At 73.2% G+C, this 23547-nt stretch carries 23 protein-coding genes; 12 read left to right on the top strand and 11 right to left on the bottom strand.

Going from position 1 to position 23547, the window contains the following annotated elements; genetic code table 11:
• The first annotated feature begins 75 nt into the window (after window positions 1–75).
• Complete coding sequence (locus ACFYXU_RS22785) at window positions 76–1584, top strand: glutamate synthase subunit beta (RefSeq protein WP_389459572.1); 1509 nt, start codon at window positions 76–78, stop codon at window positions 1582–1584.
• Window positions 1585–1703: 119 nt separating this feature from the next.
• On the opposite strand, the gene ACFYXU_RS22780 is transcribed toward ACFYXU_RS22785, so the two are convergent.
• Complete coding sequence (locus tag ACFYXU_RS22780; RefSeq protein WP_376510070.1) at window positions 1704–2090, bottom strand: hypothetical protein; 387 nt, start codon at window positions 2088–2090, stop codon at window positions 1704–1706.
• Between the two features lie 287 nt (window positions 2091–2377).
• On the opposite strand from ACFYXU_RS22780, the gene ACFYXU_RS22775 reads away from it, so the two are divergent.
• The 3 genes from ACFYXU_RS22775 to ACFYXU_RS22765 all read left to right on the top strand — a co-directional run bounded on the left by ACFYXU_RS22775 (window position 2378) and on the right by ACFYXU_RS22765 (window position 4310).
• Window positions 2378–2911: an ATP-binding protein gene (locus ACFYXU_RS22775; protein ID WP_389459569.1), complete on the top strand. Its 534-nt coding sequence runs from the start codon at window positions 2378–2380 to the stop codon at window positions 2909–2911.
• 89 nt (window positions 2912–3000) lie between these two features.
• Entirely contained in the window at window positions 3001–3567 is a 567-nt protein-coding gene (gene sigK / locus ACFYXU_RS22770) for an ECF RNA polymerase sigma factor SigK (protein WP_384561382.1), read from the top strand.
• On the top strand, window positions 3564–4310 hold the full coding sequence (locus ACFYXU_RS22765; RefSeq protein WP_389459565.1) for an anti-sigma factor domain-containing protein: 747 nt from the start codon (window positions 3564–3566) through the stop codon (window positions 4308–4310). The genes sigK (ACFYXU_RS22770) and ACFYXU_RS22765 overlap by 4 nt, the downstream gene beginning before the upstream one ends.
• Before the next feature lie 199 nt (window positions 4311–4509).
• Here ACFYXU_RS22765 and ACFYXU_RS22760 read toward each other — a convergent pair whose 3' ends face one another.
• On the bottom strand, window positions 4510–5157 hold the full coding sequence (locus ACFYXU_RS22760; RefSeq protein ID WP_389459563.1) for a fasciclin domain-containing protein: 648 nt from the start codon (window positions 5155–5157) through the stop codon (window positions 4510–4512).
• Window positions 5158–5243: 86 nt separating this feature from the next.
• Window positions 5244–6818: a molybdopterin-dependent oxidoreductase gene (locus tag ACFYXU_RS22755; RefSeq protein ID WP_389459560.1), complete on the bottom strand. Its 1575-nt coding sequence runs from the start codon at window positions 6816–6818 to the stop codon at window positions 5244–5246.
• Between the two features lie 257 nt (window positions 6819–7075).
• On the opposite strand from ACFYXU_RS22755, the gene ACFYXU_RS22750 reads away from it, so the two are divergent.
• Window positions 7076–7486, top strand: coding sequence for an ATP-binding protein (locus ACFYXU_RS22750; RefSeq protein WP_376510059.1), 411 nt, complete (start codon window positions 7076–7078; stop codon window positions 7484–7486).
• 173 nt (window positions 7487–7659) lie between these two features.
• Here the strand turns inward: ACFYXU_RS22750 and ACFYXU_RS22745 are convergent, their stop codons facing one another.
• A complete protein-coding gene (locus ACFYXU_RS22745; RefSeq protein ID WP_376516792.1) occupies window positions 7660–7899 on the bottom strand; it encodes a chaplin in 240 nt (79 codons plus the stop codon).
• Between the two features lie 370 nt (window positions 7900–8269).
• Here ACFYXU_RS22745 and sigK (ACFYXU_RS22740) point away from each other — a divergent pair, with 370 nt between their 5' ends.
• The 6 genes from sigK (ACFYXU_RS22740) (at window position 8270) to ACFYXU_RS22715 (ending at window position 14378) form a co-directional block, all read left to right on the top strand.
• A complete protein-coding gene (gene sigK, locus ACFYXU_RS22740; protein WP_376516796.1) occupies window positions 8270–8860 on the top strand; it encodes an ECF RNA polymerase sigma factor SigK in 591 nt (196 codons plus the stop codon).
• Window positions 8857–9606: an anti-sigma factor domain-containing protein gene (locus tag ACFYXU_RS22735; protein ID WP_389406975.1), complete on the top strand. Its 750-nt coding sequence runs from the start codon at window positions 8857–8859 to the stop codon at window positions 9604–9606. Before sigK (ACFYXU_RS22740) ends, ACFYXU_RS22735 begins: the two co-directional genes overlap by 4 nt.
• Window positions 9607–9728: 122 nt before the next feature.
• Complete coding sequence (locus ACFYXU_RS22730; protein WP_376516788.1) at window positions 9729–10991, top strand: NAD(P)/FAD-dependent oxidoreductase; 1263 nt, start codon at window positions 9729–9731, stop codon at window positions 10989–10991.
• 47 nt (window positions 10992–11038) lie between these two features.
• Window positions 11039–11770 carry a DUF1365 domain-containing protein gene (locus ACFYXU_RS22725; protein WP_389459556.1) on the top strand — a complete coding sequence of 244 codons (732 nt, stop codon included), beginning with the start codon at window positions 11039–11041 and terminating at the stop codon, window positions 11768–11770.
• Complete coding sequence (locus ACFYXU_RS22720; RefSeq protein WP_389459553.1) at window positions 11767–13095, top strand: class I SAM-dependent methyltransferase; 1329 nt, start codon at window positions 11767–11769, stop codon at window positions 13093–13095. Before ACFYXU_RS22725 ends, ACFYXU_RS22720 begins: the two co-directional genes overlap by 4 nt.
• Window positions 13092–14378: a class I SAM-dependent methyltransferase gene (locus tag ACFYXU_RS22715; protein ID WP_389459550.1), complete on the top strand. Its 1287-nt coding sequence runs from the start codon at window positions 13092–13094 to the stop codon at window positions 14376–14378. Before ACFYXU_RS22720 ends, ACFYXU_RS22715 begins: the two co-directional genes overlap by 4 nt.
• A gap of 66 nt (window positions 14379–14444) precedes the next feature.
• On the opposite strand, the gene ACFYXU_RS22710 is transcribed toward ACFYXU_RS22715, so the two are convergent.
• The 5 genes from ACFYXU_RS22710 to ACFYXU_RS22690 form a co-directional block, all read right to left on the bottom strand.
• Window positions 14445–15332: a DUF4394 domain-containing protein gene (locus ACFYXU_RS22710; RefSeq protein ID WP_389459547.1), complete on the bottom strand. Its 888-nt coding sequence runs from the start codon at window positions 15330–15332 to the stop codon at window positions 14445–14447.
• A gap of 519 nt (window positions 15333–15851) precedes the next feature.
• A complete protein-coding gene (locus ACFYXU_RS22705) occupies window positions 15852–17636 on the bottom strand; it encodes a cytochrome c biogenesis protein DipZ (RefSeq protein ID WP_376516778.1) in 1785 nt (594 codons plus the stop codon).
• A gap of 175 nt (window positions 17637–17811) precedes the next feature.
• Window positions 17812–18342: a hypothetical protein gene (locus ACFYXU_RS22700; RefSeq protein WP_389459543.1), complete on the bottom strand. Its 531-nt coding sequence runs from the start codon at window positions 18340–18342 to the stop codon at window positions 17812–17814.
• Window positions 18339–19598, bottom strand: coding sequence for a molybdopterin-dependent oxidoreductase (locus tag ACFYXU_RS22695; RefSeq protein ID WP_389459682.1), 1260 nt, complete (start codon window positions 19596–19598; stop codon window positions 18339–18341). The genes ACFYXU_RS22700 and ACFYXU_RS22695 overlap by 4 nt, the downstream gene beginning before the upstream one ends.
• Before the next feature lie 62 nt (window positions 19599–19660).
• Window positions 19661–19960 (bottom strand): putative quinol monooxygenase, encoded by a 300-nt coding sequence (locus ACFYXU_RS22690; protein WP_376516774.1) that lies wholly within the window; start codon window positions 19958–19960, stop codon window positions 19661–19663.
• Between the two features lie 426 nt (window positions 19961–20386).
• Here ACFYXU_RS22690 and ACFYXU_RS22685 point away from each other — a divergent pair, with 426 nt between their 5' ends.
• A complete protein-coding gene (locus ACFYXU_RS22685) occupies window positions 20387–21451 on the top strand; it encodes an NAD-dependent epimerase/dehydratase family protein (protein WP_389459538.1) in 1065 nt (354 codons plus the stop codon).
• A 96-nt stretch (window positions 21452–21547) separates the two neighbouring features.
• On the opposite strand, the gene ACFYXU_RS22680 is transcribed toward ACFYXU_RS22685, so the two are convergent.
• Both ACFYXU_RS22680 and ACFYXU_RS22675 read right to left on the bottom strand, forming a co-directional pair.
• Complete coding sequence (locus tag ACFYXU_RS22680) at window positions 21548–22657, bottom strand: sensor histidine kinase (protein ID WP_389459534.1); 1110 nt, start codon at window positions 22655–22657, stop codon at window positions 21548–21550.
• Window positions 22650–23516 (bottom strand): response regulator transcription factor, encoded by an 867-nt coding sequence (locus ACFYXU_RS22675; protein ID WP_389459532.1) that lies wholly within the window; start codon window positions 23514–23516, stop codon window positions 22650–22652. The genes ACFYXU_RS22680 and ACFYXU_RS22675 overlap by 8 nt, the downstream gene beginning before the upstream one ends.
• Window positions 23517–23547: the final 31 nt, after the last annotated feature.

Below are 23547 nucleotides of genomic sequence, written 5' to 3'. Positions count from 1 at the left end.
GCGGGTCGGCCGGCGCCCGCGGACGTACGATGAGGAGCATCCCCACCGGTCCCCCAGAGCCCCGCAGAGGGCGCCATGACCGACCCCGCAGGCTTTCTTCGCATTCCGCGGCGACCCGCTCCCTCCAGACCTCCCGGCGAACGTGTCGGGGACTGGGACGAGGTGCACACGGGTCAGCCGCTGCTGCCGGTGGTGTCCGACCAGGCGCGACGCTGCATGGACTGCGGCGTGCCCTTCTGCCACGGCGGGTGCCCGCTCGGCAATCTGATCCCGGAGTGGAACGCGTACGCCGCCCACGGGGACTGGGCCACGGCGGCCGAGCGGCTGCACGCCACGAACAACTTCCCGGACTTCACCGGCCGGCTCTGTCCCGCGCCCTGCGAAGACGCCTGCGTCCTCGCGCCGACCGACGGTCCCGTGACGATCAAGAACGTCGAGCAGGCCGTCGCCGACCAGGCGTGGGCCCGTGGATACGTGCGTCCCCTCCGGCCCGCCAAGGCCTCCGGCCACTCCGTCGCGGTCGTGGGGTCCGGGCCCGCGGGGCTCGCCGCGGCCCAGCAGCTCACCCGAGCCGGGCACGCGGTCACGGTCCACGAGAGGGACGACAGGGTAGGCGGGCTCCTCCGCTACGGGATTCCCGACTTCAAGATGGCCAAGGAGCGGCTGGACGCCCGGATCGCGCAGATGGAGCAGGAGGGCACGCGGTTCCGCACCGGCTCCGACGTCGGCGGCTCCGTGGACGCGGCCGCGCTACGAGCCGAGTTCGGCGCGGTGGTGGTCGCCACCGGAGCGACCGTGCCGAGGGACCTGCGGGGGCAGGGGCGCGAGTTGGGCGGGATCCATCACGCCATGGAATACCTCACGACGGCGAACCGCTCCACGCCCTCCTGCCCCGTGCCTCCGCCGCTCTCCGCCCGGGGCAAGGACGTCGTCGTCATCGGCGGCGGGGACACGGGATCGGACTGCCTCGGGACCGCGCTGCGCCAGGACGCGAGGTCCGTCGTCCAGCTGGACGTCCGTCCGCGCCCGGGCGACGACCGTCCCTCCGACGAGCCGTGGCCCCTCGTGCACCCTCGGATCTTCCGCATGTCCCACGCCCATGAGGAGGCCTGGGACCGTGCCGGCGGCGATCCCCGGACCTTCTCGGCCGTCGCGGTCCGCTTCCTGGGCGGCCCGTCGGGGCAGGTCGAGGCCCTGGTGCTCGCCGAGGTGGAACCCGGCGGGAGGAGCCCCCGGCCGGGCACGACGCGCGAGCTCCCCGCTCAGCTCGTGCTGCTGGCACTCGGCTTCCGGGGCCCGGAGCAGGCTCCCGGTCTGGTCTGCCCTCTCGGTCTGTCGGTCGACGCCGGGGGCGCCTTCGCCCGGACTCCCGGCTTCGCGGCACTGTCTCCGGCCTCGACCGCCCGGGATGACGAGGCCGTGTCCACGGGCGTCTTCGTCGCGGGTGACGCCGGGCGCGGCCCCTCCCTGGTGGTGTGGGCGATAGCGGAGGGCAGGGCGGCCGCCGCCGCGGCGGACCGCTATCTGCGCGGGGGGACCGACCTGCCCGCGCCGATCAGGGCCACGGATCGGCCACTCGTCTGACGCGTACGGACGTCCGGGGCCGAGGCCGGTAGGCGGCATCCTGACATGGCCGCCGCGTGAGACGTGCGGGAGCGGGGACCGCCGACACCGCGTCGCCGGTCCCCGCCCGTGGTCCGCCGTCACCAGGGGCGGCAGTCCCAGTGGCCCTTCACCCAGACGTGCTCCCAGTGACCGGGGACGTACACCCACTTGTAGTGGTCGCCCTGGTCCCAGTAGCCCTGGTGCCACTTCCCGTGATCGTCGTCGTATGCCCTGTGCCAGCTCTTCTGGTGGACTTCCTTCTTCTCCCAGTGGCCCTTGATCCACTTGTTCTGCCAGTGCCCCTGCTTCCACTCGCACCGGTCGTGGTGGTCTCGGTGGTCACCCGTCACGACGGTCGTGGCGACCGACGACGCGGCGGGAGCCGCTGTCGCCGTGCCGGACAGACCGAACGCGACGCCGCCCGCCAGGAGACCGGACGCCGCTGCGCCCGCCACCAGGCGGCGGACTCGCACGAACGTGGCCATGGGTACACCTCCTTCGTTCTCATGGACGTGGACGCGCGTCCTGCGGCGGGGAGGATCCGCCTCGGGTGACGCTCTTCCCTCGGTCACCTTCCGCCGTGCGCGTCGTAGGGGGTTCGCGGCCACGGACGCCGTGGATGAACCCGGGTCACGGAAATTTCGGCGGCCGTGCGGCCGACGTCTCTCCCCGCGCACGGCGACCCTGCCCTCACGCGGAGGTCATCCGGCCGGGACGCGGCTCCGAACACTCAGAAAGGCCACAACGAGCACGAGCCGTCCAGGGGGCGGTCATGACCATTACCACCGTTTCGGTCTCACCCACGACACGTCACAGCATCGCGCTGCCCTTCGACTGGAGGGCTCCCGCGACCGCCCGCCACAGCGCCGCGCACTGGCTGGAGGCCTCACCGGGTCTGCCAGGGCGCACCGAGGATGCCCTGCTGATCGTCTCGGAGCTGGTCACCAACGCCGTCCGCCACACCCGGGGACCCAGCGTGCTGACGCTGACGCGCCACGGAACGGTCGTGGACATCGCCGTCGCGGACGAGAGCGAAGAGCTGCCTCAGACGGCCTGGGACGCTCCGCTCGACGAGCCCGGCGGCCTCGGATTCCCCTTGATCCGGGGTCTGGGCGGCCGGATCAAGGTCGTTCCCGCCCTCGGGGGCAAGACCGTCCACGTCGCGTTCGATCTCGGTCCCGGAGTGGGTGCCGAACGCGTCCCGGGTGCGTACGGGACGGACGGAGCCGACGGGGGCAGGGTCCCGGCCCCGGTCGGCTCCGTGCTCACCCGATTGCCACCGCGGTCCGGCACGCGCGCGCGATGACGGGCAGAGTCGGGCGGAGGAGCACTCAGGAAACCAGGTCCACGCTTCGGGCTCGGCGTACGACGGACGCAGAGGACGGTGAGCAGCGGTTGCCCCAGGGACACGCGGACGACAGGGCCGTCGGGGAGCTGCTGGTCCGTTCGGCCCGCGGAGATCACGAGGCCTTCACCGGCGTCTACGACGCGCTCGCCGACTCGGTGATGGGTCTGGCTTTCCGGATCCTGCGGAATGCCGCGCAGGCGGAGGAGGTGACTCAGGACGTCATGGTCGAGATCTGGCGGACGGCGTACCGCTACGAGCCGGAGCGGGGCACGGCCCGGGCCTGGGTGCTCACGGTGGCCCACCGTAGGGCCGTGGACCGGGTGCGGACCGCGCAGGCCGGTGCCGAGCGTGAGCGGCGCGCGGCGATGCTGTCCGAGGGACGGCCCTTCGACGAGGTGGCCGAGGCCGTGGAGGGGCAGGACGAGCGCCGGCGGGTCTTCAGCTGTCTGGGTCGCCTCGGACGCGACCACCGGGTACCCCTCGTCCTCGCCTACTACGAGGGCCTGACCTACCTGGAGGTGGCCCAGTCCCTGTCGACTCCGCCGGGCACGGTGAAGTCGAGGATACGCACGGCTCTGCGAAAGCTCCGTGCCTGTCTGGAGGGCGGATCATGACATCTGCCGAGAACCCGCACGACGCCGTCGGCGCCTATGTCCTGCACGCTCTTCCTCCCGCGGAGGAGGCGGCGTTCGAGAACCACCTGGCGGCCTGCGAGGCGTGTCGCCGGGAGGTCGACGAGCTCCGGGGGGCGACGGCCCGGCTGGGCGGCGTCATGAGCGCCACCGCGCCCGCCGAGCTGCGGCGGCGCACCCTCGACCAGGTCAGGGCGACCCGGCAGGAGCAGACCCGGCCCCTGCCGAGGCGGGGCCGTCGCCTGGCTCGGATGGCCCTGGCCGCGTCCCTCGCCTCGGCCGTCGCCCTCGGCGGCGTCGCCGTGTGGCAGCACCGTGAGGCCGGGGACTCCCGCGCCAGGGCCGTACAGGCCGAGGAGCGGGCGCGGGACAGCGTCGCGGCCGTCGGCGACGTGCTCACGGCGACGGACGCCACCCTGCACTCGGAGCGGCTGGCCGGCGGGGCGAGCGCCGCCGTGGTCGTCTCACGGAGCCAGGACCGTGCGGTGTTCACGGCCCGGCACCTGCCGGACCTCGGCGGCGCCCGGGTGTACGAGCTCTGGTACGCGGCCGGGAGCGGCGATCTGCGCCCCGCCGGGCTGCTGCCCGGCACCGGAGTCCGGGACACCCGCCTGATGGAGGGTCCCCTCGACGACGCGGTGGCGGTCGGCATCACCGTCGAACCGGCCGGCGGCTCCTCGCAGCCGACCAGCGAGCCCCTCGGCATCATTCCCCTGACCGCGTGATCCGCGAGCGGGGTCCCCGTGCCGTCCGGTCGCGCGGACGAGCCGGTGGCCCCGCCCCCTCCGGCGAGGAAGGGAGCGGGGCCACCGGCGGTTCCGGTGCCTCGGGGGGAGGCGTCACTTCGGCGTCAGGACGGCGTCCAAGGTCTCGGAGAGGCGTTGCTCCGGCATCGGACCGGCGTCCATGGGCCTCGGGGAGGAACTACTTCGGCATCAGGACGGTGTCGATGATGTAGACGTTGGCGTTGGCCGTCTTGACGTTGCCGCAGACCACGCTCGCGGTGCCGTTGACCTTGTAGGACTCGCCCGAGCCGGCCGTGGTGATCTTGCCCTTCTCCAGGGTCTCGAAGGAGCCGTTCTCCAGCTGCTTCGGGGTCAGCTTCTGACCCACGACGTGGTACGTGAGGATCTTGGTCAGCGTCGCCTTGTCGGCCAGGACCTTGTCCAGGTCCGCCTTCGGGATCTTCGCGAAGGCGTCGTTGGTCGGCGCGAAGACCGTGATGTCCTTCGCGTTGTTCAGCGTGTCCACCAGACCGGCCTTCTTCACGGCGGTGACGAGCGTCGACAGGGCCGGGTTGTTCGAAGCGGCGGTGGCCACGGGGTCCTTGGCCATGCCGTCGAACGAGCCGGCGCCGTCCTTGGGAACCCCGGCACAGGCCGGGCCGAAGGGCTGGTCGTCGGTCATCGAGTCGGCCGGCGGGGTGCTCGCGTCCGTCTTCGCCTGGTCCCCGGCGGCCGCCGGAGGAGCCGCCTTGGTGTCGCCGGAGTCGGAGCACGCGGCCAGGGCGAAGGGCAGCAGGGCCGCGGCGGCGGCGGCGATCGCGGTACGGCGGATCTTCGAGCTGTTCATCTTCTTCTACTCCTTGAGAACTGCGGTTCGGAAAAGGGTGGTGCGGTGGTGCTGCCGGGGGCGGCCCCTGGGCCGTCCCCGGGGGTCTAGGGGACGGTGACGAAGACGCTGTGCCAGCCGCTCGCTCCGTCGGGGATGGTCCGGGCGCGCTGTTCGGTCTGCACCTGTCCGGTGCCGTCGGTGGCGCGGACGGTGATCGTGTGTCCGCCGGGCGCGGGCTGCCAGCGGTAGGACCACTGGCGCCAGGTGTCGAGCGTGTCCTGTGCGGCGAGGTCGGTGTCCTGCCACGGTCCGTCGTCGACGCGGATCTCGACCCGGTCGATGCCCCGGTGCTGGGCCCAGGCGACGCCCGCGACGGTCACGGTTCCGGCGGCCGGGCGGGCGAAGGGCTTCGGGGTGTCGATGCGCGCCTGCGTCTTGATCGGCGCACGACGGGCCCACTTTCGCTTGACCCAGTAGGGGTCGTACGTGTCGAAGGTGGTGAGTTCGAGGGACTCGATCCACTTGCAGGCGGAGACGTAGCCGTACAGGCCGGGGACGAGCATGCGGACCGGGAATCCGTGGTCGAAGGGAAGGGGTTCGCCGTTCATGCCGACGGCGAGCATCGCGTCGCGTCCGTCCATCACGTCCTCGACGGGTGAGCCGAGCGTCATGCCGTCCACCGAGCGGGCCACGAGCTGATCGGCCGTGCCTCCGCCGGACGGGGGCCGGACGCCGGCTTCCCGGAGCAGGTCGCGCAGGGGGACGCCGAGCCAGCGCGCGTTCCCGACGTACGGGCCGCCGACCTCGTTCGAGACGCAGGTGAGGGTGATGTCGCGTTCGATGAGGGGGCGGGCCAGGAGCTCGGCGAGGGTGTACGTGACCGGGCGGGCGACGCCCTTGCCGTGGATCCGCAGCCGCCAGGTCCCCGCGTCCACCTTGGGCACGGTGAGGGCGGTGTCGACGCGGTAGAAGTCCCGGTTCGGGGTGGTGAAGGGGCTGATCCCGGCGGCCTTCAGCCGTGCGCCGGCCGGAATGGCGGGGGCGGGTGAGGCCGGTGCGGGCAGGACGAGCTTCTCGCGTGAGGCGATGGCGCCCTCGCCCTGCCGCCCGGACAGGTACCGCCCGAGCACGCCCGCCGAGGTCGCCCCGACGGCGGTCACGCCGGCCGCGGTCAGGAACCCCCGCCTGCTCCACCCGTCGGATCCTCCCTCGGCGGCCGGGCGGGCCGCCTTGGACGTCAGGACGTAGAGGGTGACGGCGCCCGCGAGAGCTCCGACGATCGAGGGGAGCACGTCACCGATGCCCGTGGAGTCCGGGCGGCTGAGGGCCGCGGCGGCGCCGACGACGCCGAACAGCAGCACGCCGGCGGCGCCGAGCATCCGATACCGCAGGGCGATCAGGCCCAGAGCGATGGCGATGAGGGCGAGGACGGCGAGGATGCCCAGCTGGAGCACGGTCTTGTCGTTCTGGCCGAACTGCCGGATCGCGAAGTCCTTCACCGCGGCCGGCGTCCGGTCGATCACCGCGCCGCCCACCACGGTCACCGGTCCCGCCGCGGGACGCACGAGCCCGGCGACCAGCTCGGCCACGGCGAGCGCCGTGAAGGCGGCCAGAAGTCCGGCCAGGGCGGCCGGTACGGCGCGGGAGAGGGTGTTGCGGAAGCTGGTCACAGTCGGCATTCGGCGACCCCCGCCCGGCGGATTGGTATGACCCTCGAACGAGTGAACTTGCGTACTGCCGTTCCCTTGTGAGTCACGCCCGCTCCTCTCGACGGAACGGTCGACGCCCTCGCGGGTCGCGGGCCATCCGCCCGACGCGTCGCGGCGAATCACTTCTGGAAGATGTCGCGGGCGAGGGGGCGCACCTGCCGACCTACCAGCCGCGGTCGTCCGTCGGGCTCAGAGCCACGGAGGGCCGCCGACACTGAGGGGCAGTCATGAGCACAGCCACCACGACGCGAACGGGCCCGGCGACGGTGCACGTCCCTCTTCCGTCGGACGCTCGGGCGGCGGTACGGGCCCGGGCGGCAGCGGCGCTGCTTCTGGAACGGGAGGAGGGCTGGTGTCCGCCCCGCGTCACGGAGGATCTCGTCCTCATCGTCTCGGAGCTGGTCACCAACGCGGTCCTGCACGCCGACGGCCCCTACGCGCTGACCCTCGGTCTGGAGCCGGGGCGGGCGGGCGTCGCCGTCAGCGACGGCTCGGCGGTCCGGGCCGGTCCGCGCGGCGCGTGCGGCCGCGTCGATCCGGGAGGGCGCGGTCTGCGCATCGTCCGGGCCCTCGGGGCGGACCTCTTCGTCAGTCCCTCGCGCCGCGGCAAGCAGGTCATCGCCGTACTCACCTGGTAGGCGATGGCCGCGGGTGGCTGTGTCGGCAGCCACCCGCGGCCGACCCGCCCGGCGCACCGTCCCTGCGGGCATCCGGCTTCCCCGGAACAGCCGTGTGCCCACGCCGGGCCGGGTCACCGGTCCGCGGCCGCCTCGTCATGCGCCCGCGGACCGGGGCTTCTTCGGAGCGTGCGTCAGGCGTTGACGCAGGTGTTGCCGAAGGTCGGGTTCAGCAGCCCGATGACGCTGACGGTGTTGCCGCAGACGTTGACCGGGATGTGGACGGGCACCTGGACGACGTTGCCCGAGCCCACTCCCGGGGAGTACGCGGCCACGCCCTGGGCCCCGGCGTCGGCCGAAGCCATCGCCGCGCCGCCCATCACGACGGCGCCGGCCGCCACCGCCACCGCGAGACCACGTCGTGCACGGATCATCTCGACTACCTCCTGGGAACGTCGGAGACCGGGCGGCGGATCCGCTCGGCCTGCGGGAAGTCGCGGAACCTCCGGCGACTCCCCCACACGTGCCTTCGCCGCGCTCCGCCCGTCGGCTGGGCCGGTTCGTCCCGGTTCCCTCGAACGGGTCAGAAGTCGGGAGCGAGGGTGACGCATCCGGCCCATCCGCAGGCCCGTCCGCTACGAAGCACCGCTGACACGCCCCCCTCCAGAGGTGGCGGAACGTCCCGAAAGGGCCGTGCCGCCGTCCGAGCGAACAGTCAAGGACAGACATGCGATGGACGCTCCGCCCCCCGACGACCGCACCCGGCCGTCCCTTCGCCTCCTCGGCACGGCCGGAGCGGCGCCGGTGACCCGACCGTTCCCCCTCGGCACCGGGCCCGCCGCCTCGGACCGTACCGACCTGGCCGATGTCATGCGGCGGGTCGCACACGGGGACAAACAGGCCTTCTCCGTCCTCTACGACGGCCTCGCGCCCCTGGTGTTCGGGATCGTGGTCAAGGTCGTGCGGGACCGGGCCCAGTCCGAGGAGGTCGCGCAGGAGGTGATGATCGACCTGTGGCGGCAGGCCGCGCGCTACCGGCCCGAGGCCGGCTCCGTGACCACCTGGGCGGCGACGATCGCCCACCGGAGGGCCGTGGACCGCGTCAGGTCCGCCCAGGCCGCCTCCGACCGCGAGCAGGCCCAGGCCGCCCGCGAGCACGCCACCGCCTTCGACGAGGTCGCCGAACAGGTCGAGATCCGGCTGGAGTCCGAGCAGGTCCGACGGTGCGTCCGGGGCCTGACGGAGCTGCAACGTCAGGCGGTGACCCTCGCCTATTACCAGGGGCTGACGTACCGAGAGGTCGCCGAGACCCTGCGAACGCCTCTTCCGACCATCAAGACACGCATGCGCGACGGGCTGATCCGGCTGCGCGACTGCATGGGGGTGACCACATGAAACAGCACGTGACCGACGCCCACACGCTCTCCGCGGCCTATGCCCTGGGGGCTCTCGACTCCGCCGAAAGCGCGGGCTTCGAGGAGCACCTGCGGACGTGCGAGTCCTGCCGGGAGGAGGCCTCGGAGTTCCGGGCGACCGCCGCGCGTCTGGCGGCGGCCGTCGCCCAGGCACCGCCCGTGGCGGCCAAGACCCGGGTCATGTCCGCCGTCGACGGTGTGCGCCAGCTTCCGCCCCGTCTTCCGGCTCCCGCCGCCGTGCCCGCGCTCGGCGGCGCGCTGCGCCGCCGGGCCCTGTCACTGGCCCTGGCCGCCAGTGTGGTCGCGGCCGTGCTCGGCGGCACCGCGGTGTGGCAGTCCCAGCACGCGCAGGACTTCGAGCAGCAGGCCCGCCGGTCCCAGCGGCAGCTCGACGCCGTCAGTGCCGTACTGGCCGCCTCCGACGCGCGCACGGTCCACGGACGGGCCGCCAACGGGGCGTTCACCACCGTCGTCGCCTCCGCCCGGCAGAACGCGGCCGTCTTCAGCGTCACCGGCCTGCCCGCGCCCGCCGCGGGCCGGACGTACCAGCTGTGGCTCGACCACGACGGCACGATGCGCCCGGCCGGATTCGTCGACCGCGACGGGACCGTCGTGCTCACCGGAGACCCGGCCGACGCGGGGGCGGTCGGTCTCACCCTCGAACCCGCCGGCGGTTCGACCGCGCCCACCACCGCTCCCCTGCTCCTGATGGCCCTGCCCGCCTGACGGTTCGGACGGGAAGGATCCCCGCACGCCGTCGGTGGATCACTCCAATCCGGCTGCCCGACCGCTGCGAAGTACGGGTGAAAGGCAGTGGCCGGGCTGCGTGTCGAGTGGCGGGAGCGCTTGTGGAGCAATACCGGAAGGTGGCGGTCGTCGGTGCGGGGGTGGCGGGTCTGTCCGCCGCCCACGTCCTGTCGGCCTCGTGCCGGGTCACCCTGTACGAGGCGGACGGGCGGCTCGGCGGGCACGCCCACACCCGCGAACTGGCCGCGCCCGGCGGCCGGGCGGTCGCGGTGGACTCGGGATTCATCGTGCACAACGAGCGCACCTATCCCACGCTGCTGCGGTTGTTCCGGGAGCTGGGGATCGGCACGCAGGACGCCGAGATGAGCATGTCGGTGCGGTGCGACGGCTGCGGCCTGGAGTACGCGGGCGCCCGGGGCGCGGCGGGGCTCTTCGCGTCCAGGGCCTCGCTGCGGGGCCGCTACCTGCGGCTGCTCGCCGAGGTCCCCGTCTTCCACCGGGGTGCCCGCCGTCTGCTCGCCCGCGGGGGCCCCGCGGGTCTCACGTTCGGGGAGTTCCTGCGCCGGGGCGGGTTCTCCCCCTACTTCGTCAGCCACTTCGCGCTTCCCCTCGTGGCCGCGGTGTGGTCCTGCCCCGCGCGCACGGCCCTGTCCTATCCGGCCGTCTACCTGTTCAGGTTCCTGGACCACCACGGCCTGCTGTCCGTGACGGGCTCCCCGCAGTGGAAGACCGTCACCGGCGGGTCCTCCGCCTATGTCGAGGCCGCCGCCAAGCGGATCGAGCGCGTCCTGACCGGCAGTCCCGTCGAGACCGTCCGGCGCACCGGGGACAGCGCGGTGGTCACGACCCGCGACGGCGACGCCGAGACCTACGACGCCGTGGTCATCGCCACCCACCCCGACCAGGCGCTGCGCCTGCTCGCCGACCCCACCGCCGACGAGAGCCGGCTCCTGGGTGCCTTCCGGTACTCGCGGAACCCCACCGTGCTGCACCGCGACACCTCGGTCCTGCCCCGCTCTCGGCGCGCCCGCGCCAGCTGGAACTACCGCATGGCGGGCTGCACCCCCTCGGTCGACCCCGTCCACGTCAGCTACGACATGGAGCGGCTCCAACGGCTGCCCGTCGGTTCCGGCTACGTCGTCACCCTGGGCGGCGAGGACGGCATCGCCGCGGACCGGGTCGTCGAGCGGATGGTCTACGAGCACCCGGTGTACACACCGGCCTCGGTGGCGGCACAGACCGAACTCCCCCGCCTCAACACGGGTGTGACCGCGTACGCCGGAGCCTGGCACGGCTGGGGGTTCCACGAGGACGGCTGCCGCTCCGGTGTGGAGGCGGCGCGCTCCCTGGGGGTGGACTGGTGACGTCGGTCGGACGAAGCGTCATATCACCGGCCTCCCCGGGCGGCGGGGTGACGTCCGCCGCGCTGTACGAGTGCGTCATCACGCACGTCCGGCGCACGCCGCTGCGTCATACCCTGCGGCACCGCACCTATCTGTGGTGCGTGGACCCCGACCGGCCGCCGGTGCTGCCCCGGCCGCTCCGGCCGCTCGCCCGCTTCGACCCCCGGGACCACTTCGGCGGCACCTCGGGATCCATCCGTGCCGGGCTCGACGCCTACCTCGCCGCCCACGGCGTCGACCTGAGGGGCGGGCGCGTGGTCATGCTGGCACACGCCAGGGTGTTCGGGTACGTCTTCAACCCGTTGACCGTGTACTGGTGTCACGACCCGTCCGGCGCCCTCGTGTGCGTCGTGGCCGAAGTCCACAACACCTACGGCGAACGCCACTGCTACCTGCTGCGGACGGACGAGACCGACGAGGCCGAGGTCGAGAAGGAGTTCTACGTCTCGCCGTTCTTCGCGGTCGAGGGACGCTACCGGATGCGCCTGCCGCTGCCCGGCGAACGCCTGAACCTGACCGTCCACCTGGAGAACGCGGACGGCCGCGCGTTCACCGCCGTCGTCCGGGGCCGCCGCCGGCCCGCCACGACGTCCTCCCTGCTGTCGGCCGCCGCACGCAGGCCCTGGTCCACGGCCGCCGTGTGGGCCGGCATCCGCCGCCACGGCATCCACCTGCTGATGCGTGGACTGCCCGTACAGCCCCGTCCCCGCCACACCCCGCAGAAAGGCATGCTGCCGTGACCCGACCCACGCTCACCTCCCGGAGCCTCCCGCGGCCCGAACACGCCGTCGGCGTCCCCTCGCAGGCGCGTCCGGCCCCCGGGCCCACGGCTCCCGCGCCCTCCGTCCCCGGCGCGGGCGTCGACGCCGACCGCTGGCCCGACGTGGCCCGGCCGCCGTCGGCGAGCAGGCTGCGGACGTCCGTGTCCCGCCTCCTCGTCGGCCGGGCCCTGGAACGGCTGTCGCTGACCGGGAGCGCCGACGGTCCCGCCACCGGCCCCGTACTGACGGTCCACGACGAAGAGGCCTTCCACCGGCGCATCGGCCGCGACGGACTGATCGGCTTCGGCGAGTCGTACATGGCCGGGGAATGGGACAGCGACGACCTGGCCGGAGTCCTGACCGTCCTCGCCCAGCACGTCGACGACCTGGTGCCCGCCCCGCTGCGCACCCTGCGCTCCCTGTGGGTGTCCGCCCGCCCCTCCGGCGACCGGAACACCCGCGCCGGGGCCCGCGACAACATCGGGCGGCACTACGACCTGTCCAACGACCTGTTCGCGGCGTTCCTCGACCCCACGCTCACCTACTCCGCCGCCCTGTTCAGCACGCTTCCCGCCCGGTTCGACGCGCTGGAACGCGCCCAGCACCGCAAGATCGACCGGCTCCTGGACCTCGCCCGGGTCGGGGAGGGCACGCGGCTCCTGGAGATCGGCACCGGCTGGGGCGAGCTCGCGCTGCGCGCCGCCGCGCGCGGCGCGCGAGTGACCACCCTGACCCTCTCCTCGGAACAGGCCGCCCTGGCCCGCGCGCGCATCGCGGACGCCGGGCTCGCCGACCGGGTCGAGGTCCAGCTCCGCGACTACCGCGACATCGAAGGACGCCACGACGCCGTGGTCAGCGTCGAGATGATCGAAGCGGTCGGTGCCGAGTACTGGCCCGCCTACTTCACCGCGCTGCGCCGCGCGCTCGCCCCCGGCGGCCGGATCGCCCTCCAGGCCATCACCATGGGCCACCGGCAGATGCTCCACACCGCGGCCACCCACACGTGGATCAGCAAGTACGTCTTCCCCGGCGGCCTGATCCCCTCCCGCCGGGCCATCGCCGAACACTCGGCCCACGCCGGCCTGACCACGGTCGCGGACAGCGGCCACGGCGAGCACTACGCGGAGACCCTCCGCCTGTGGCGGGAGAGGTTCACCAGCAGGCGCCCCGCCGTCGCCGCCCTCGGCTTCGACGACGTCTTCCCCCGCATGTGGGAGTTCTACCTCGCCTACTCCGAGGCGGGGTTCCGCTCCGGCTATCTCGACGTCCGCCAGCTCCTCCTCACCGAAGGGACCGTTCGATGACGTCCACCGCCGACCGTCTCGCCCAGCTCATCGGCCACTTCCTCCCCGGCCCGCTCCCGGTCCGGCTGCGCGCCTGGGACGGCAGCCACGCGGGGCCGCAGGACGCGCCCCTGGTCGTGCTCCGCTCCCCCGACGCCCTGCGGCGCCTGCTCTGGCAGCCGGGCGAACTCGGGCTCGCCGAGGCCTACGTCGCCGGCGACCTCGACGTCGACGGCGACCTCGCCGAGGCCCTGTCCCGGGCCGGCCGCACCGTCCGCGACCGGCAGGCGGCGCGCCCCGGACCGGCCGCGCTCGCGGCGGCCGCCGCCCTCGCCGTACGACTCGGCGCGGCGGGCCCGCCCCCGCGCCGACCGGACGGGCGGGCGCGCCTGACCGGCAGCCTGCACAGCGCCTCGCGGGACCGGGCCGCGATCAGCCACCACTACGACCTCTCCAACGACTTCTACGAACTGCTCCTCGACGAGTCGATGGCGTACTCCTGCGCCTACTGGACGCGCCCCGACGACCCGGCGTACACGCTGGCGGACGCCCAGCGCGACAAGCTCGAACTGATCTGCCGGAAACTCGGCCTGCGCCCCGGCGACCGCCTGCTCGACGTCGGCTGCGGCTGGGGTTCCCTGACCTTGCACGCCGCCAGGGAGCACAAGGCGAGGGTCACCGCCGTCACCCTCTCCGCCGCCCAGCACGCCTTCGTCACCGCGCGCGCCGCGCGCGAGGGAGTGGCGGACCTCGTGGACGTGCAGCTGCGGCACTGGCGGCACATCGACGGCGGGGGCTACGACGCGGCGGCGGCCGTCGAGATGGGCGAGCACGTCGGCGACGCCGAGTACCCCGCCTTCGCCACCCGGCTGCACGACGTGCTGCGGCCCGAGGGCCGGGTCCTGATCCAGCAGATGTCCCGCGGCGCCCTGGCGCCGGGCGGGGGCGCCTTCATCGAGACGTACATCGCCCCCGACATGCACATGCGTCCCGTCGGCCGGACGCTGGACGTCCTGGAGGCCACCGGGCTGGAGGCCCGTTCCGTGGAGTCGCTCCGCGAGCACTACACGACCACGATCGACGCGTGGCGCTCCCGCCTCGACGAGGGTGCGGACGCCTTCGAGAAGCTCGTCGGGACGGCCACCACCCGGGTGTGGCGCCTCTATCTGGCGGGCGCGGCGATCGCGTTCGGCGAGGGCCGCATGGGCGTCGACCAGATCCTCTGCGTCCGTCCCACCCGGGACGGCACGTCGGCGATGCCCGCGACGCCCGCCGCCTGGTACGCGCAGGCCCCTGCGGAGTGAACGGCACCGTCCGTGGGCGGTCGCGGGGATGCGGCCGCCCACGGACGAGGGTCGGGCGGCGGAGGACTACTTCTGGCCGATGGGCAGGGCGAGGTCGGTGACCTGGTAGTTCCTCGGGAAGGCGCCCTTGTCGGTGGCCTTGCCCGCCAGCAGGTTCACGGAGTAGAGGCGGTAGGCGCCGCCCGTACCGATGGCGGCGAAGCCGTGGTTCATGCCGGCCGCCGCGTCGAAGTAGATGTCGAATCCGGCGTCCGGGTCGGCGTTGACGCCGAGGTTGCCGGTGGGGGCGAGGGTGCCGGCGTTGGCGGGCGACTGGAGGGAGATCCGGTCCGCCATCGTGTCGAGGCCGAACAGGGTCGTCGCGGTCGCCGTGTTCAGGTCGTTGTTGGTGTAGGCGGCGCCGGTCACCCCCATGGCGGTCGAGGGCGGCGTGGTGGGGTTGGTGAGCATGCCGTCGACGGTGGTGGTCCGGGGGGCCGCCGCGTCGTCGATGTTGTGGCGCAGGTTCTGTCCGGTGTTCGAGATGACGCGAAGCCGGTTCGCGGCGGGGTTGAAGTCCACGCCGAACGTCGTCCCGGAGAGCGCGACGGTCAGCTGGGACACCTTCATGGCGCGGGCGTTCGTGGTGTTCAGGGTGTAGACGCCGCCCCTGTTTCCGACGCCGTACAGCTTCTCGTTCTGGACGCGGAAGTCGATGCCGACGAGCTTGGTGTCACCGGAGAGACCCGCGACCTTGCCCAGCGACCAGGTCCGGGAGGGCCTGTTCACATCGAACTGGACCAGCCGCTGGTCACGGGTCAGGCCGACCGCGCTCAGGCCGCCCCTGTGGTCCGTCGCGGCCTGCGCCGTCGCGGACTGCGTCCTCGGGCTGTCGTCAGGCGTGGCGAGCGCGGGCGCCGCGCAGAGGGCGGCGAGCACCACGGCGGTCGCGGCGGTGATGGTGCGGTTTCGCATGTGCACTCCTGAATCGGATCCCCCCGGCCGGAGCGGCCGGCGGCTCATCGGGGCTTCGTGGTCACGGACGTCCCGGATGTGCGGACGCGGTGGACGCCACCCGCCTGGCGCAAGAGGCGGCGTCCGGGCTGGTCCGGTCGGGTGGAATCGTCGCCGTCCGGGGCAGGCGCGGCGTGGCGGGGCGATCTCGGACCCGACGGTGTCCCCATGGCTGCGGACAGGGGATGGCGTGCGACGGACTGTGCCGGGCTCGAGATCCGCCGCGACGAGACCGCCGTGCGGGGACTGCGTCTTCTGGGCTGGGCGGAGGTCCTGCCCCGCTCGCTGGCGGCCGTGCTGAGCCTTCCGGCGGAGGACGTACGGGCCTTCCCGGTGGAAGCCGGACGGGTCCTTCCGGTGGAAGCCGGACCGGTCCTTCCGGCAGAGGCGGGACGGGCCTTCCCCGCCTCCGGTGGAGGAGGCGGGGAAGGCCCGTCCGATGGAGCGGAGGGCGCCGGTCTCCGGCGGCCCCGGGCCGGTTTACCCGAAGGTGAAGACGAAGGCCTGGAGTCCTGGGGTGAAGCGGAGTTCGAGATGGGCCTCGCGGGCGGTCCCGTCGTCGGTGAGGCGGTAGAGCGTGGGTGAGCCGTGCACCTTGAGGGTCGTGGTCTGCTTGCCGTCGACCAGCACGGTCAGGGTGCCTTCTCCGGCGAGGACGATGTTGGCGTTCTTCCCCCGGTAGGTGAGGGCGAGGCGGGCGTCGGGCCCGGCGGTGAACTCGTCGTAGGTCGTCTTCCACGTCCCGGCGAGGGCGAGCTGGTTCAGGCGGAGGCCGTCGGCGGGATAGGCGTAGTCGGTCGTCCGGTCCTTCACGAGCGCGGGAGTGCCCGCGTAGCCGTTGATGCGGCCGGTGCCGAGGTAGGTCTCCGGGGTGCGCCCGGACGTGAGGTCGTCGTTCTTCTGACCGGTGGCGGGCGGGAGACGGACTCCGGGGTCGGCCTGGGTCAGGAGGTCGCGGATGAGGTTCTCGGTCTGGGCGTACCGGCCCTCGCCGAAGGTGAAGTAGCGGACGGTTCCCCGGGCGTCGATGAGGTACTTGGCGGGCCAGAACCTGTTGCGGTAGTTGTCCCAGGTGTCGAGCTTGTTGTCGAGGGCCACGGGGTAGGTGACGCCGAGCTTGCGGGCCTGGTCGGCGACGTTGCCCGCGTTCTTCTCGAAGGCGAACTCGGGCGAGTGGACGCCGATGACGGTCAGTCCCTTGTCCCGGTAGGCGCGGTCCCAGGCTTCGACATGGGGCAGGCTGCGCTGGCAGTTGATGCAGGAGTAGGTCCAGAAGTCGATCAGGACCACGCGGCCGCGCAGGGCGGCGAGGTCGACGGGACGGCCGCCGGGCGTGTTCAGCCACTTGGCGATGCCGGCGATCTGCGGGGCGGCCCCGCAGGAGCGGAGCTGGTCGATTCCGTCCTCGCAGCGGGCGAGGTCCTTGTTGGAGTTGTCGTAGAGGCCGGAGAGCTGCTGCCGGGCCGTGTCGTTGTCCTCGACCGCCTTCTGTGCCGAGGCCGTGTAGTCGGGCAGCGCCTTCTGCAGGGCGGTGGTGACGTCGAAGGCGAGGGCGAACGCCAGCCCGATCATGAGGGCACCGGCCACGATCCGGAGCTTTCGGGCGCGGGTCCTGAAGGCCGCGACGCGCTCCGCCACGCGGCGGCCGGCGAGGGCGAACACGAGGAGGGGGATCGCGGTGCCGACGGCGAAGGAGAGGGTGAGCGCGACGATGTCGGCGTTGATCTCGCCGCGTGCTCCGGCGACGGTGATCGCGGCGAGGACGGGTCCGGCGCAGGGGACGTAGAGGAGACCGAGGCCCAGGCCGAGGACGAAGGCGCTGCCCTCCTTGTTGACCTGGCGTTGCGGAATCCGGGCGAAGGGCTTCTCCAGGATCCGCTCGACGGCGGGGAAGATCAGCCCGAGGCCGATGAGGATCAGGAGGGAGAGGCCTATGTAGCGCAGGATGTCCTGGGGCAGCCCGAGCGCCGAGATGATCGTGACTCCGAGCAGGGTGAAGAAGCCGAAGCTGAGCACGAGCCCGGCGACGACGGCGTACGGCCTGCGGTTGCGAGAGGGCCGGGAGGCCTCCTTCGGCGGTGCGTCGAGCCGTACACCACCCGCCGCCCGCGCCTCGGACGGATCCGGTGGCGTGGGCCCGTTCGACTTCGGCGCCTCCGTGCCAGGGCCGCCGGCCAGGAACACCACGGGCAGGACCGGCAGGATGCACGGCGAGACCGCTGTGATCAGGCCGCCGAGCAGACCGATCAGAACCAGGGTGATCATGGGAGCCGCCTTCGTACGGGAACGTTCGGCACGTCCACTCGGTGGCTATTCGGACCCGCCGGGGCCACGGATGGGCGGGGGCGCTCGGGGCACGGCGCTCTGGCCCCGCTGCCATGGCTCACGCCCGGGCCCCGGAGGTGGTGTCCAGGCCGGGGCGGTCAGCCCCGGTGGAGCGTCAGCGCGTGGCCCTCCGGGCCCGGGCCCGCGCGCGGCGCTCCTTGCGCTGCGGGCGCAGCCGCAGCCAGGTCCGGACGACGAGGAGGAGGGCCGAGGCGAGGAACAGGCCGGCCGTGATGAGGAGCCAGCGGGGCAGGAACACGTCGGTGGACAGGCCGGTGGCGGCGGTGTAGTGGCCGCCCTGCTGGAGGATGAGCGGCCACCAGACGAGGAAGAGGACGCCGGCGACGAAGGCGGGGACGCGGAAGTAGTTGACGCTCGGCCGCGGCGTACCGCCCTCGGTGGCGCCCGCGCGCCACAGGCGCTGCGCGGCGCGGTCGGTCACCGAGTACAGCGGAAGCAGGACCAGGTCGTGGAGGAGCGCGGCGCCGACGAACCAGATCGCCACTCCCACGGTGTCGCCTCTGAGCAGCCGGATCCCGGCGTACACGGTCAGGGCGAAGGAGGCCAGGACGAGGAGCAGGTGCAGCGGCGAGGCGCCGTAGCGCCGGCGGAACGCCCAGGACCGGGAGCGGGCGGTACGGCTCATGCGGGTGCTCCGAAGGTGAGGCGGCCCACCCACTTGGTGTTGTGGACACCGGGCGCGCCCGGGACGATCACCCGGGCCGGATAGCCGTGGTCCGCGGAGAGGTCGGCTCCGTTGACCCGCATCGCGAGCAGGGACCGCGTGTCGCGGGCCTGGTTGGGGGCCAGGACGACGGTTGAGAACGCTCCGCCGCGCTGGACGGACTCGACCAGGACCTGCGGGGTGTCGGTGCCGAGGCCGACGAGGGCGGCGAGGTCGGTGAGGCGGATCCCGGACCAGTCCTGGTCGGGGGTCGACCAGCCCTCCACACACGCGATGGGCAGGGCGGAGACGGTCTGGGGCAGGGCGAGCAGCATCGCGCGGGTGAGCACGACCTGCCGTCCGCCTCCTCGGACGGTCAGCCGCCAGTCGGGGCCGATGTCGCTGGGCCGGATTCCGCTGGACGCGGCGGTCTTGTTGATCTGGAATCCGTTGGGCCCGGTCCCGGGGTCCCGCCCGTGCGGAGCCAGTACCGCGGTCCGGCGCCACCAGCCGCCGACGCTCTGCCCGGCGGTCACGAGGAACAGGGCGAGCGAGCCGGCACCGACCAGGGCGACCGCGCCCCGGCGCGAGATGGTCGGCGGAGCGGGGTTCGGCGACACGAGACCGGCGGCCTCCTCCGTACCGGACTCGGGCTGGTGGTCCCGGCCGGCCCGCACGGCGCGGACGGCGCGGGGCAGCCGGAAGGCGACGTGGACGACGAAGGCGCCCATGAAGATCCAGGCGCCGTAGAAGTGCAGGACGTAGAAGGAGCCGGGGAAGATGTAGTTCAGCTGGATGTTGAGGATGCCGGTGACGAAGGTGAAGCCGGCGCCGCCGACGAGCAGGAGCACCGAGAGCCGTTCCAGGGCGTGGGCCGCCGAGCGCAACGGCGGCCATGCGAACAGCTTGGGGATCACCGACCACAGCTTCGCCAGCAGGACCGGGACCAGGACCAGACCGAGGACGGTGTGGGTGCCCTGGGTCAGCCGGTAGAGCCAGTACGGGGACGTGGGCCAGGTGAACAGGTAGAAGCCGAGCCAGCCCTTGTCCGGAGTCTGGTCGTTGAGCGGGGCCAGATCAGGGTTGTAGGCGGCGTACGACAGCAGGCCCGTCACGAACAGCACCGTGACACCGACCAGCAGGAGGAGCCCGAACACCCCTGTCAGCCACGGTCCCCGCAGCGGGCTGCGCCAGAACCCCGGGCGGGCCGGGCCGGGCGGTGGGCCCGTCGCGAGCAGCGCCTGGGCACGGCTTCTGATCCGCTGCGGGAGAGTGGGAGTCCGAGGAGTCGGTGGCGGGGTCACGGGAGCTTCGCGGCCAGGACGTCGACGTGCTGGATGTCGGGGGCGCCGGCGAGGAGGGTGGGCGCGATGTCCATCAGGGCGGCCGCGATGGGGCCGTTCAGGTGGGCTTGGCGTCCCGCTTCGTCGTCGAAGGTGTCGAAGACGCCGAAGGTGGTCGGTCCGAGCTTGAACGAGTACCAGGTGACGGTCTGCGTCTCGCCTCGGGCGAGCTCCAGGGCGTTCTCCAGGAGTTCCTGGACCTGCGCGGCGTGTTCGGGCTTGGCCTCGATGCGGGCGAGGAGACCGGGGTGGGTCACGGGAACCTCCGTGGTGTCGGGTCGGCGACGGTGTCCGGGGCTCGGTGTGCTGCTCCCGGTCCGTGCGAAGCCGTCGTTCCCGATCAGAGTGGCAAGCGAGATCGCCCCCGTTCCGGTGTTCCGGGCCGGGTGGATCGGCCGCGTCCCGGAATGTCATTCCGATGGCGCAGCGCGTGCGCGGGGACGGGACTCGGGGGTGGTCGTCGACCGTGCTCGGGCTGAACGGCCAGGAGCGAATTCGTCGGTCCCGGCCCTGCCCCTTCCGCGATCCGGGTGGACGTGGGGCGACGAGGAGTCCTCGACGTCCTGACCCGGACCCCCTCCTGCTCGCTGGAGCCGGTGTCTCCGGCCGTCGCGTATGACGGAACTCTTACGTGCGGGCGTGGGACACCGCACCGCCGCCCCGCGCTGCGTAGCGTCCGGAGCATGCGCGTACTCGTCACCGGAGGAGCCGGGTTCATCGGCTCCCACATCGTCACCGCCCTCCAGGACCGGGGGCACGACCCCGTCGTCCTCGACGCCCTGCTGCCCGCCGCCCATCCCGGTCCACCCTCGCTGCCGGACGCCGAGTTCGTCCGAGCCGACGTACGGGACGGCGGCGCGGTCCGCGCGGCGCTGCGCGGGGTGGACGCGGTGTGCCACCAGGCGGCGATGGTCGGGCTCGGGAAGGACTTCGCGGATGCCCCCGACTACGTCGGCTGCAACGATCTCGGCACGGCGGTGCTGCTGGCGGAGATGGCGGCCGCCGGGGTCCGGAGGCTCGTGCTCGCCGGGTCGATGGTGGTGTACGGCGAGGGCCGCTACACCTGCGGGGCACACGGCACGGTCCGTCCCGGGCCTCGGCTGACGGAGGAACTGGAGGCCGGCTTCTTCGAGCCCCGCTGCCCCGACTGCGGGGCGGAACTCGCCCCGGGCCTGGTCCGCGAGGACGCGCCGACGGATCCCCGGAACGTCTACGCGACGACGAAGCTGGCCCAGGAGCACCTGTCGGCGTCGTGGGCCCGCTGTGTGGGAGGGCGTGCCGTCTCGCTGCGCTACCACAACGTGTACGGACCGGGGATGCCGCGCGACACCCCCTACGCGGGGGTGGCCTCCTTCTTCCGGTCCGCGCTGGCCCGGGGCGAGGCTCCCCGGGTCTTCGAGGACGGCGCACAGCGGCGGGACTTCGTCCACGTCGCGGACGTGGCCTCGGCGAACGTCGTGGCTCTGGAGGCCGTCGGCGGTACGGCCGCCGGGGTGCTGACCGCGTACAACACGGGCAGCGGGGATCCGCACACGGTCGGCGAGATGGCATCGGCGCTCGCCCGCGCGTACGGCGGGCCCCCGCCCGTGGTGACCGGCGAGTTCCGCCTGGGCGACGTCCGGCACATCACCGCCGACTCCGCCCGGCTGCGTGACGAGCTGGGCTGGCGTGCGGAGGTCGGGTTCGCCGACGGAATGGCCGAGTTCGCCCGGGCGGGGCAGCGGGCCTCGGCGGGTGTCGTCGGCTGAGGTCCCTCCGGGTGCCGGTGGGGCGATTCGGTGCGGGCGCCGGACCGGGGCGTGGCTCGGCGATCGGACACGCGGAAGGGTGCCTCGTCCTGGCATTCACGCGGGGGTCGGGAGGGTCAGTTCGAAGCGGCAGCCGCCGGGTACGTTGTGGACGTCGGCGTGCCCGGCGTGCGCTTCGACGATGCCCCGGACGATCGCCAGCCCCAGCCCCGCGCCCGAGGGAGGCGTGCGGGCCCGGCTCCCCCGCCAGCCGGTGTCGAAGACGCGGGGCAGGTCCTCCTCGGGGATGCCGCCGCAGGCGTCCGTGACGGACAGGACCACCGCGTTCGCCCGGCGTTCGGCGGCGATGGCGACGGTGCCGTCGGCCGGGGTGTGGCGGATGGCGTTGACCAGGAGGTTCGACAGGACCCGGGTCATCTCCTTTCCGTCGACCTCGACGGGCAACGGATCCACGGAACCGCCCGCGAGACGTACACCGTGCTGACGGGCCAGGGCGTCCGCGCCCGCCAGGGCGTCGCCCACGAGGTCGTAGAGGGAGATGCGGGTCGGGCTGAGCGACAGCGCCCCGGCATGGATGCGGGACAGTTCGAAGAGGTCGGTGACCATGGAGTTGAGGCGCTCCACTTCCGCGCGCATCTGCTGGTGGTAGCGGTCCGGATCGGGCACCACACCGTCCTCCAGCGCCTCCGACATGGCGCGCAGCCCGGCCAGCGGCGTCCGCAGGTCGTGCGAGATCCAGGCGACGAGCTCGCGCCTTGACGTCTCCAGGGCCCGTTCGCGTTCGCGCGAGGCGGCCAGACGGCGGCTGGTCAGGGCCAGTTCACGGCTCAGTGCCGTGAGCTCGGCGGGGGCCGGCGCGGCCGGAGCCGTGAAGGTGCCTTCCTCACCGAAATCGCGTGCCGCGCCGAGCAGCTCGCGGCAGCGCAGGACGACCCTCCGGCCCAGCAGCAGTGCGGTGCCGAGCGACACGACGGCCGCCATCGCGACGACGGTGGTCACCACGGTGAGGTCGTGGGAGGAGAGGAACATGGCCCAGGCCACGGACAGGGTCCCCGCGAGCATCGCGGACACGGCGACCGCCGCGACGACGGCCAGGGAGGCGGCCACGCTGCGCCGACGCAGTATCCGCAGCGCGACGGCGCCGAGCAGTCCGGCGGCCGCCGCGCCGAGGAGCGCGTAGAGGGCGATGAGCAGCACATCACGCATGGGCGGCGTCCGTCCCCGTCCCGGTCCCTGGCCGCGTCCCCGTCCCCGTCGCCGCACCGGGCCCGACGGGCGGGCGTGCCTCGAAGCGGTATCCGGCGCCCCATACCGTCCTGATCAGCTGCGGGTCTGCGGGATCCTCCTCGATCTTCGCCCGGAGTCTGCGGACGTGGACGGTGACGGTGGAGAGGTCACCGAAGTCCCAGCCCCAGACGTCGCGCATCAGCCTCTCCCGGTCGCAGACCTGTCCGGCGTGCCGGAGGAAGTACGCGAGGAGGTCGAACTCCCTCAGGGTGAGGGCCAGTTCCACTCCGTCCTTCGTCGCGCGACGCGCCGCGGGGTCCACGGCCAGTCCGCCCGCCGCCAGTTCCGGCTGGTCCGCCGGGGCGAGGGAGGACGCCCTGCGCAGGACCGACATCACGCGCAGGACCAGCTCGCGCGGGCTGAACGGCTTGGTGACGTAGTCGTCGGCGCCGACCTCCAGGCCCAGGATGCGGTCCTCCTCGTCACCCCGCGCGGTCAGCATCACGACGGGCAGCGTGCGCGTCCCGGGTCCGTTCGCGCGGAGGCGCCGGCAGACCTCCAGACCGTCCATGCCGGGCAGCATCAGGTCGAGGACGACCAGGTCCGGCCGGTGACGGGCGGCGGCCTCCAGCGCGGCCGGGCCGTCACCGGCCCGGTGCACGGTGAGGCCGGCGCGCTCCAGATACCCCGCCACGACCTCCGAGACGGTCGGGTCGTCGTCCACGACCAGGACGCGTCCGGCGACGCCACCGGGGGCGACCCGCGGATCGGGCCCGGATTCGGGGTCGGGGCCGCGACCGGGATCGGGGCCGGGGCCGGTTTCCGTGCTGATTGCCATGCCCACAGGGTGGCATCGCGCGGCCGCGTTC

The sequence above is a fragment of the Streptomyces sp. NPDC002232 genome (genome assembly GCF_042890295.1).
GTDB lineage: Bacteria > Actinomycetota > Actinomycetes > Streptomycetales > Streptomycetaceae > Streptomyces.
The sequence above is the reverse complement of the archived record's forward strand: the minus strand, read 5'-3'. Positions and strand labels throughout refer to the sequence as shown.

Coding starts and splice junctions, on each gene's coding strand:
- ACFYXU_RS22785 (WP_389459572.1), top strand. CDS start 76: ATGACCGACCCCGCAGGCTTTCTTCGCATTCCGCGGCGACCCGCTCCC.
- ACFYXU_RS22780 (WP_376510070.1), bottom strand. CDS start 2,090: ATGGCCACGTTCGTGCGAGTCCGCCGCCTGGTGGCGGGCGCAGCGGCG.
- ACFYXU_RS22775 (WP_389459569.1), top strand. CDS start 2,378: ATGACCATTACCACCGTTTCGGTCTCACCCACGACACGTCACAGCATC.
- ACFYXU_RS22765 (WP_389459565.1), top strand. CDS start 3,564: ATGACATCTGCCGAGAACCCGCACGACGCCGTCGGCGCCTATGTCCTG.
- ACFYXU_RS22760 (WP_389459563.1), bottom strand. CDS start 5,157: ATGAACAGCTCGAAGATCCGCCGTACCGCGATCGCCGCCGCCGCCGCG.
- ACFYXU_RS22755 (WP_389459560.1), bottom strand. CDS start 6,818: ATGCCGACTGTGACCAGCTTCCGCAACACCCTCTCCCGCGCCGTACCG.
- ACFYXU_RS22750 (WP_376510059.1), top strand. CDS start 7,076: ATGAGCACAGCCACCACGACGCGAACGGGCCCGGCGACGGTGCACGTC.
- ACFYXU_RS22745 (WP_376516792.1), bottom strand. CDS start 7,899: ATGATCCGTGCACGACGTGGTCTCGCGGTGGCGGTGGCGGCCGGCGCC.
- ACFYXU_RS22735 (WP_389406975.1), top strand. CDS start 8,857: ATGAAACAGCACGTGACCGACGCCCACACGCTCTCCGCGGCCTATGCC.
- ACFYXU_RS22715 (WP_389459550.1), top strand. CDS start 13,092: ATGACGTCCACCGCCGACCGTCTCGCCCAGCTCATCGGCCACTTCCTC.
- ACFYXU_RS22710 (WP_389459547.1), bottom strand. CDS start 15,332: ATGCGAAACCGCACCATCACCGCCGCGACCGCCGTGGTGCTCGCCGCC.
- ACFYXU_RS22705 (WP_376516778.1), bottom strand. CDS start 17,636: ATGATCACCCTGGTTCTGATCGGTCTGCTCGGCGGCCTGATCACAGCG.
- ACFYXU_RS22700 (WP_389459543.1), bottom strand. CDS start 18,342: ATGAGCCGTACCGCCCGCTCCCGGTCCTGGGCGTTCCGCCGGCGCTAC.
- ACFYXU_RS22685 (WP_389459538.1), top strand. CDS start 20,387: ATGCGCGTACTCGTCACCGGAGGAGCCGGGTTCATCGGCTCCCACATC.
- ACFYXU_RS22680 (WP_389459534.1), bottom strand. CDS start 22,657: ATGCGTGATGTGCTGCTCATCGCCCTCTACGCGCTCCTCGGCGCGGCG.
- ACFYXU_RS22675 (WP_389459532.1), bottom strand. CDS start 23,516: ATGGCAATCAGCACGGAAACCGGCCCCGGCCCCGATCCCGGTCGCGGC.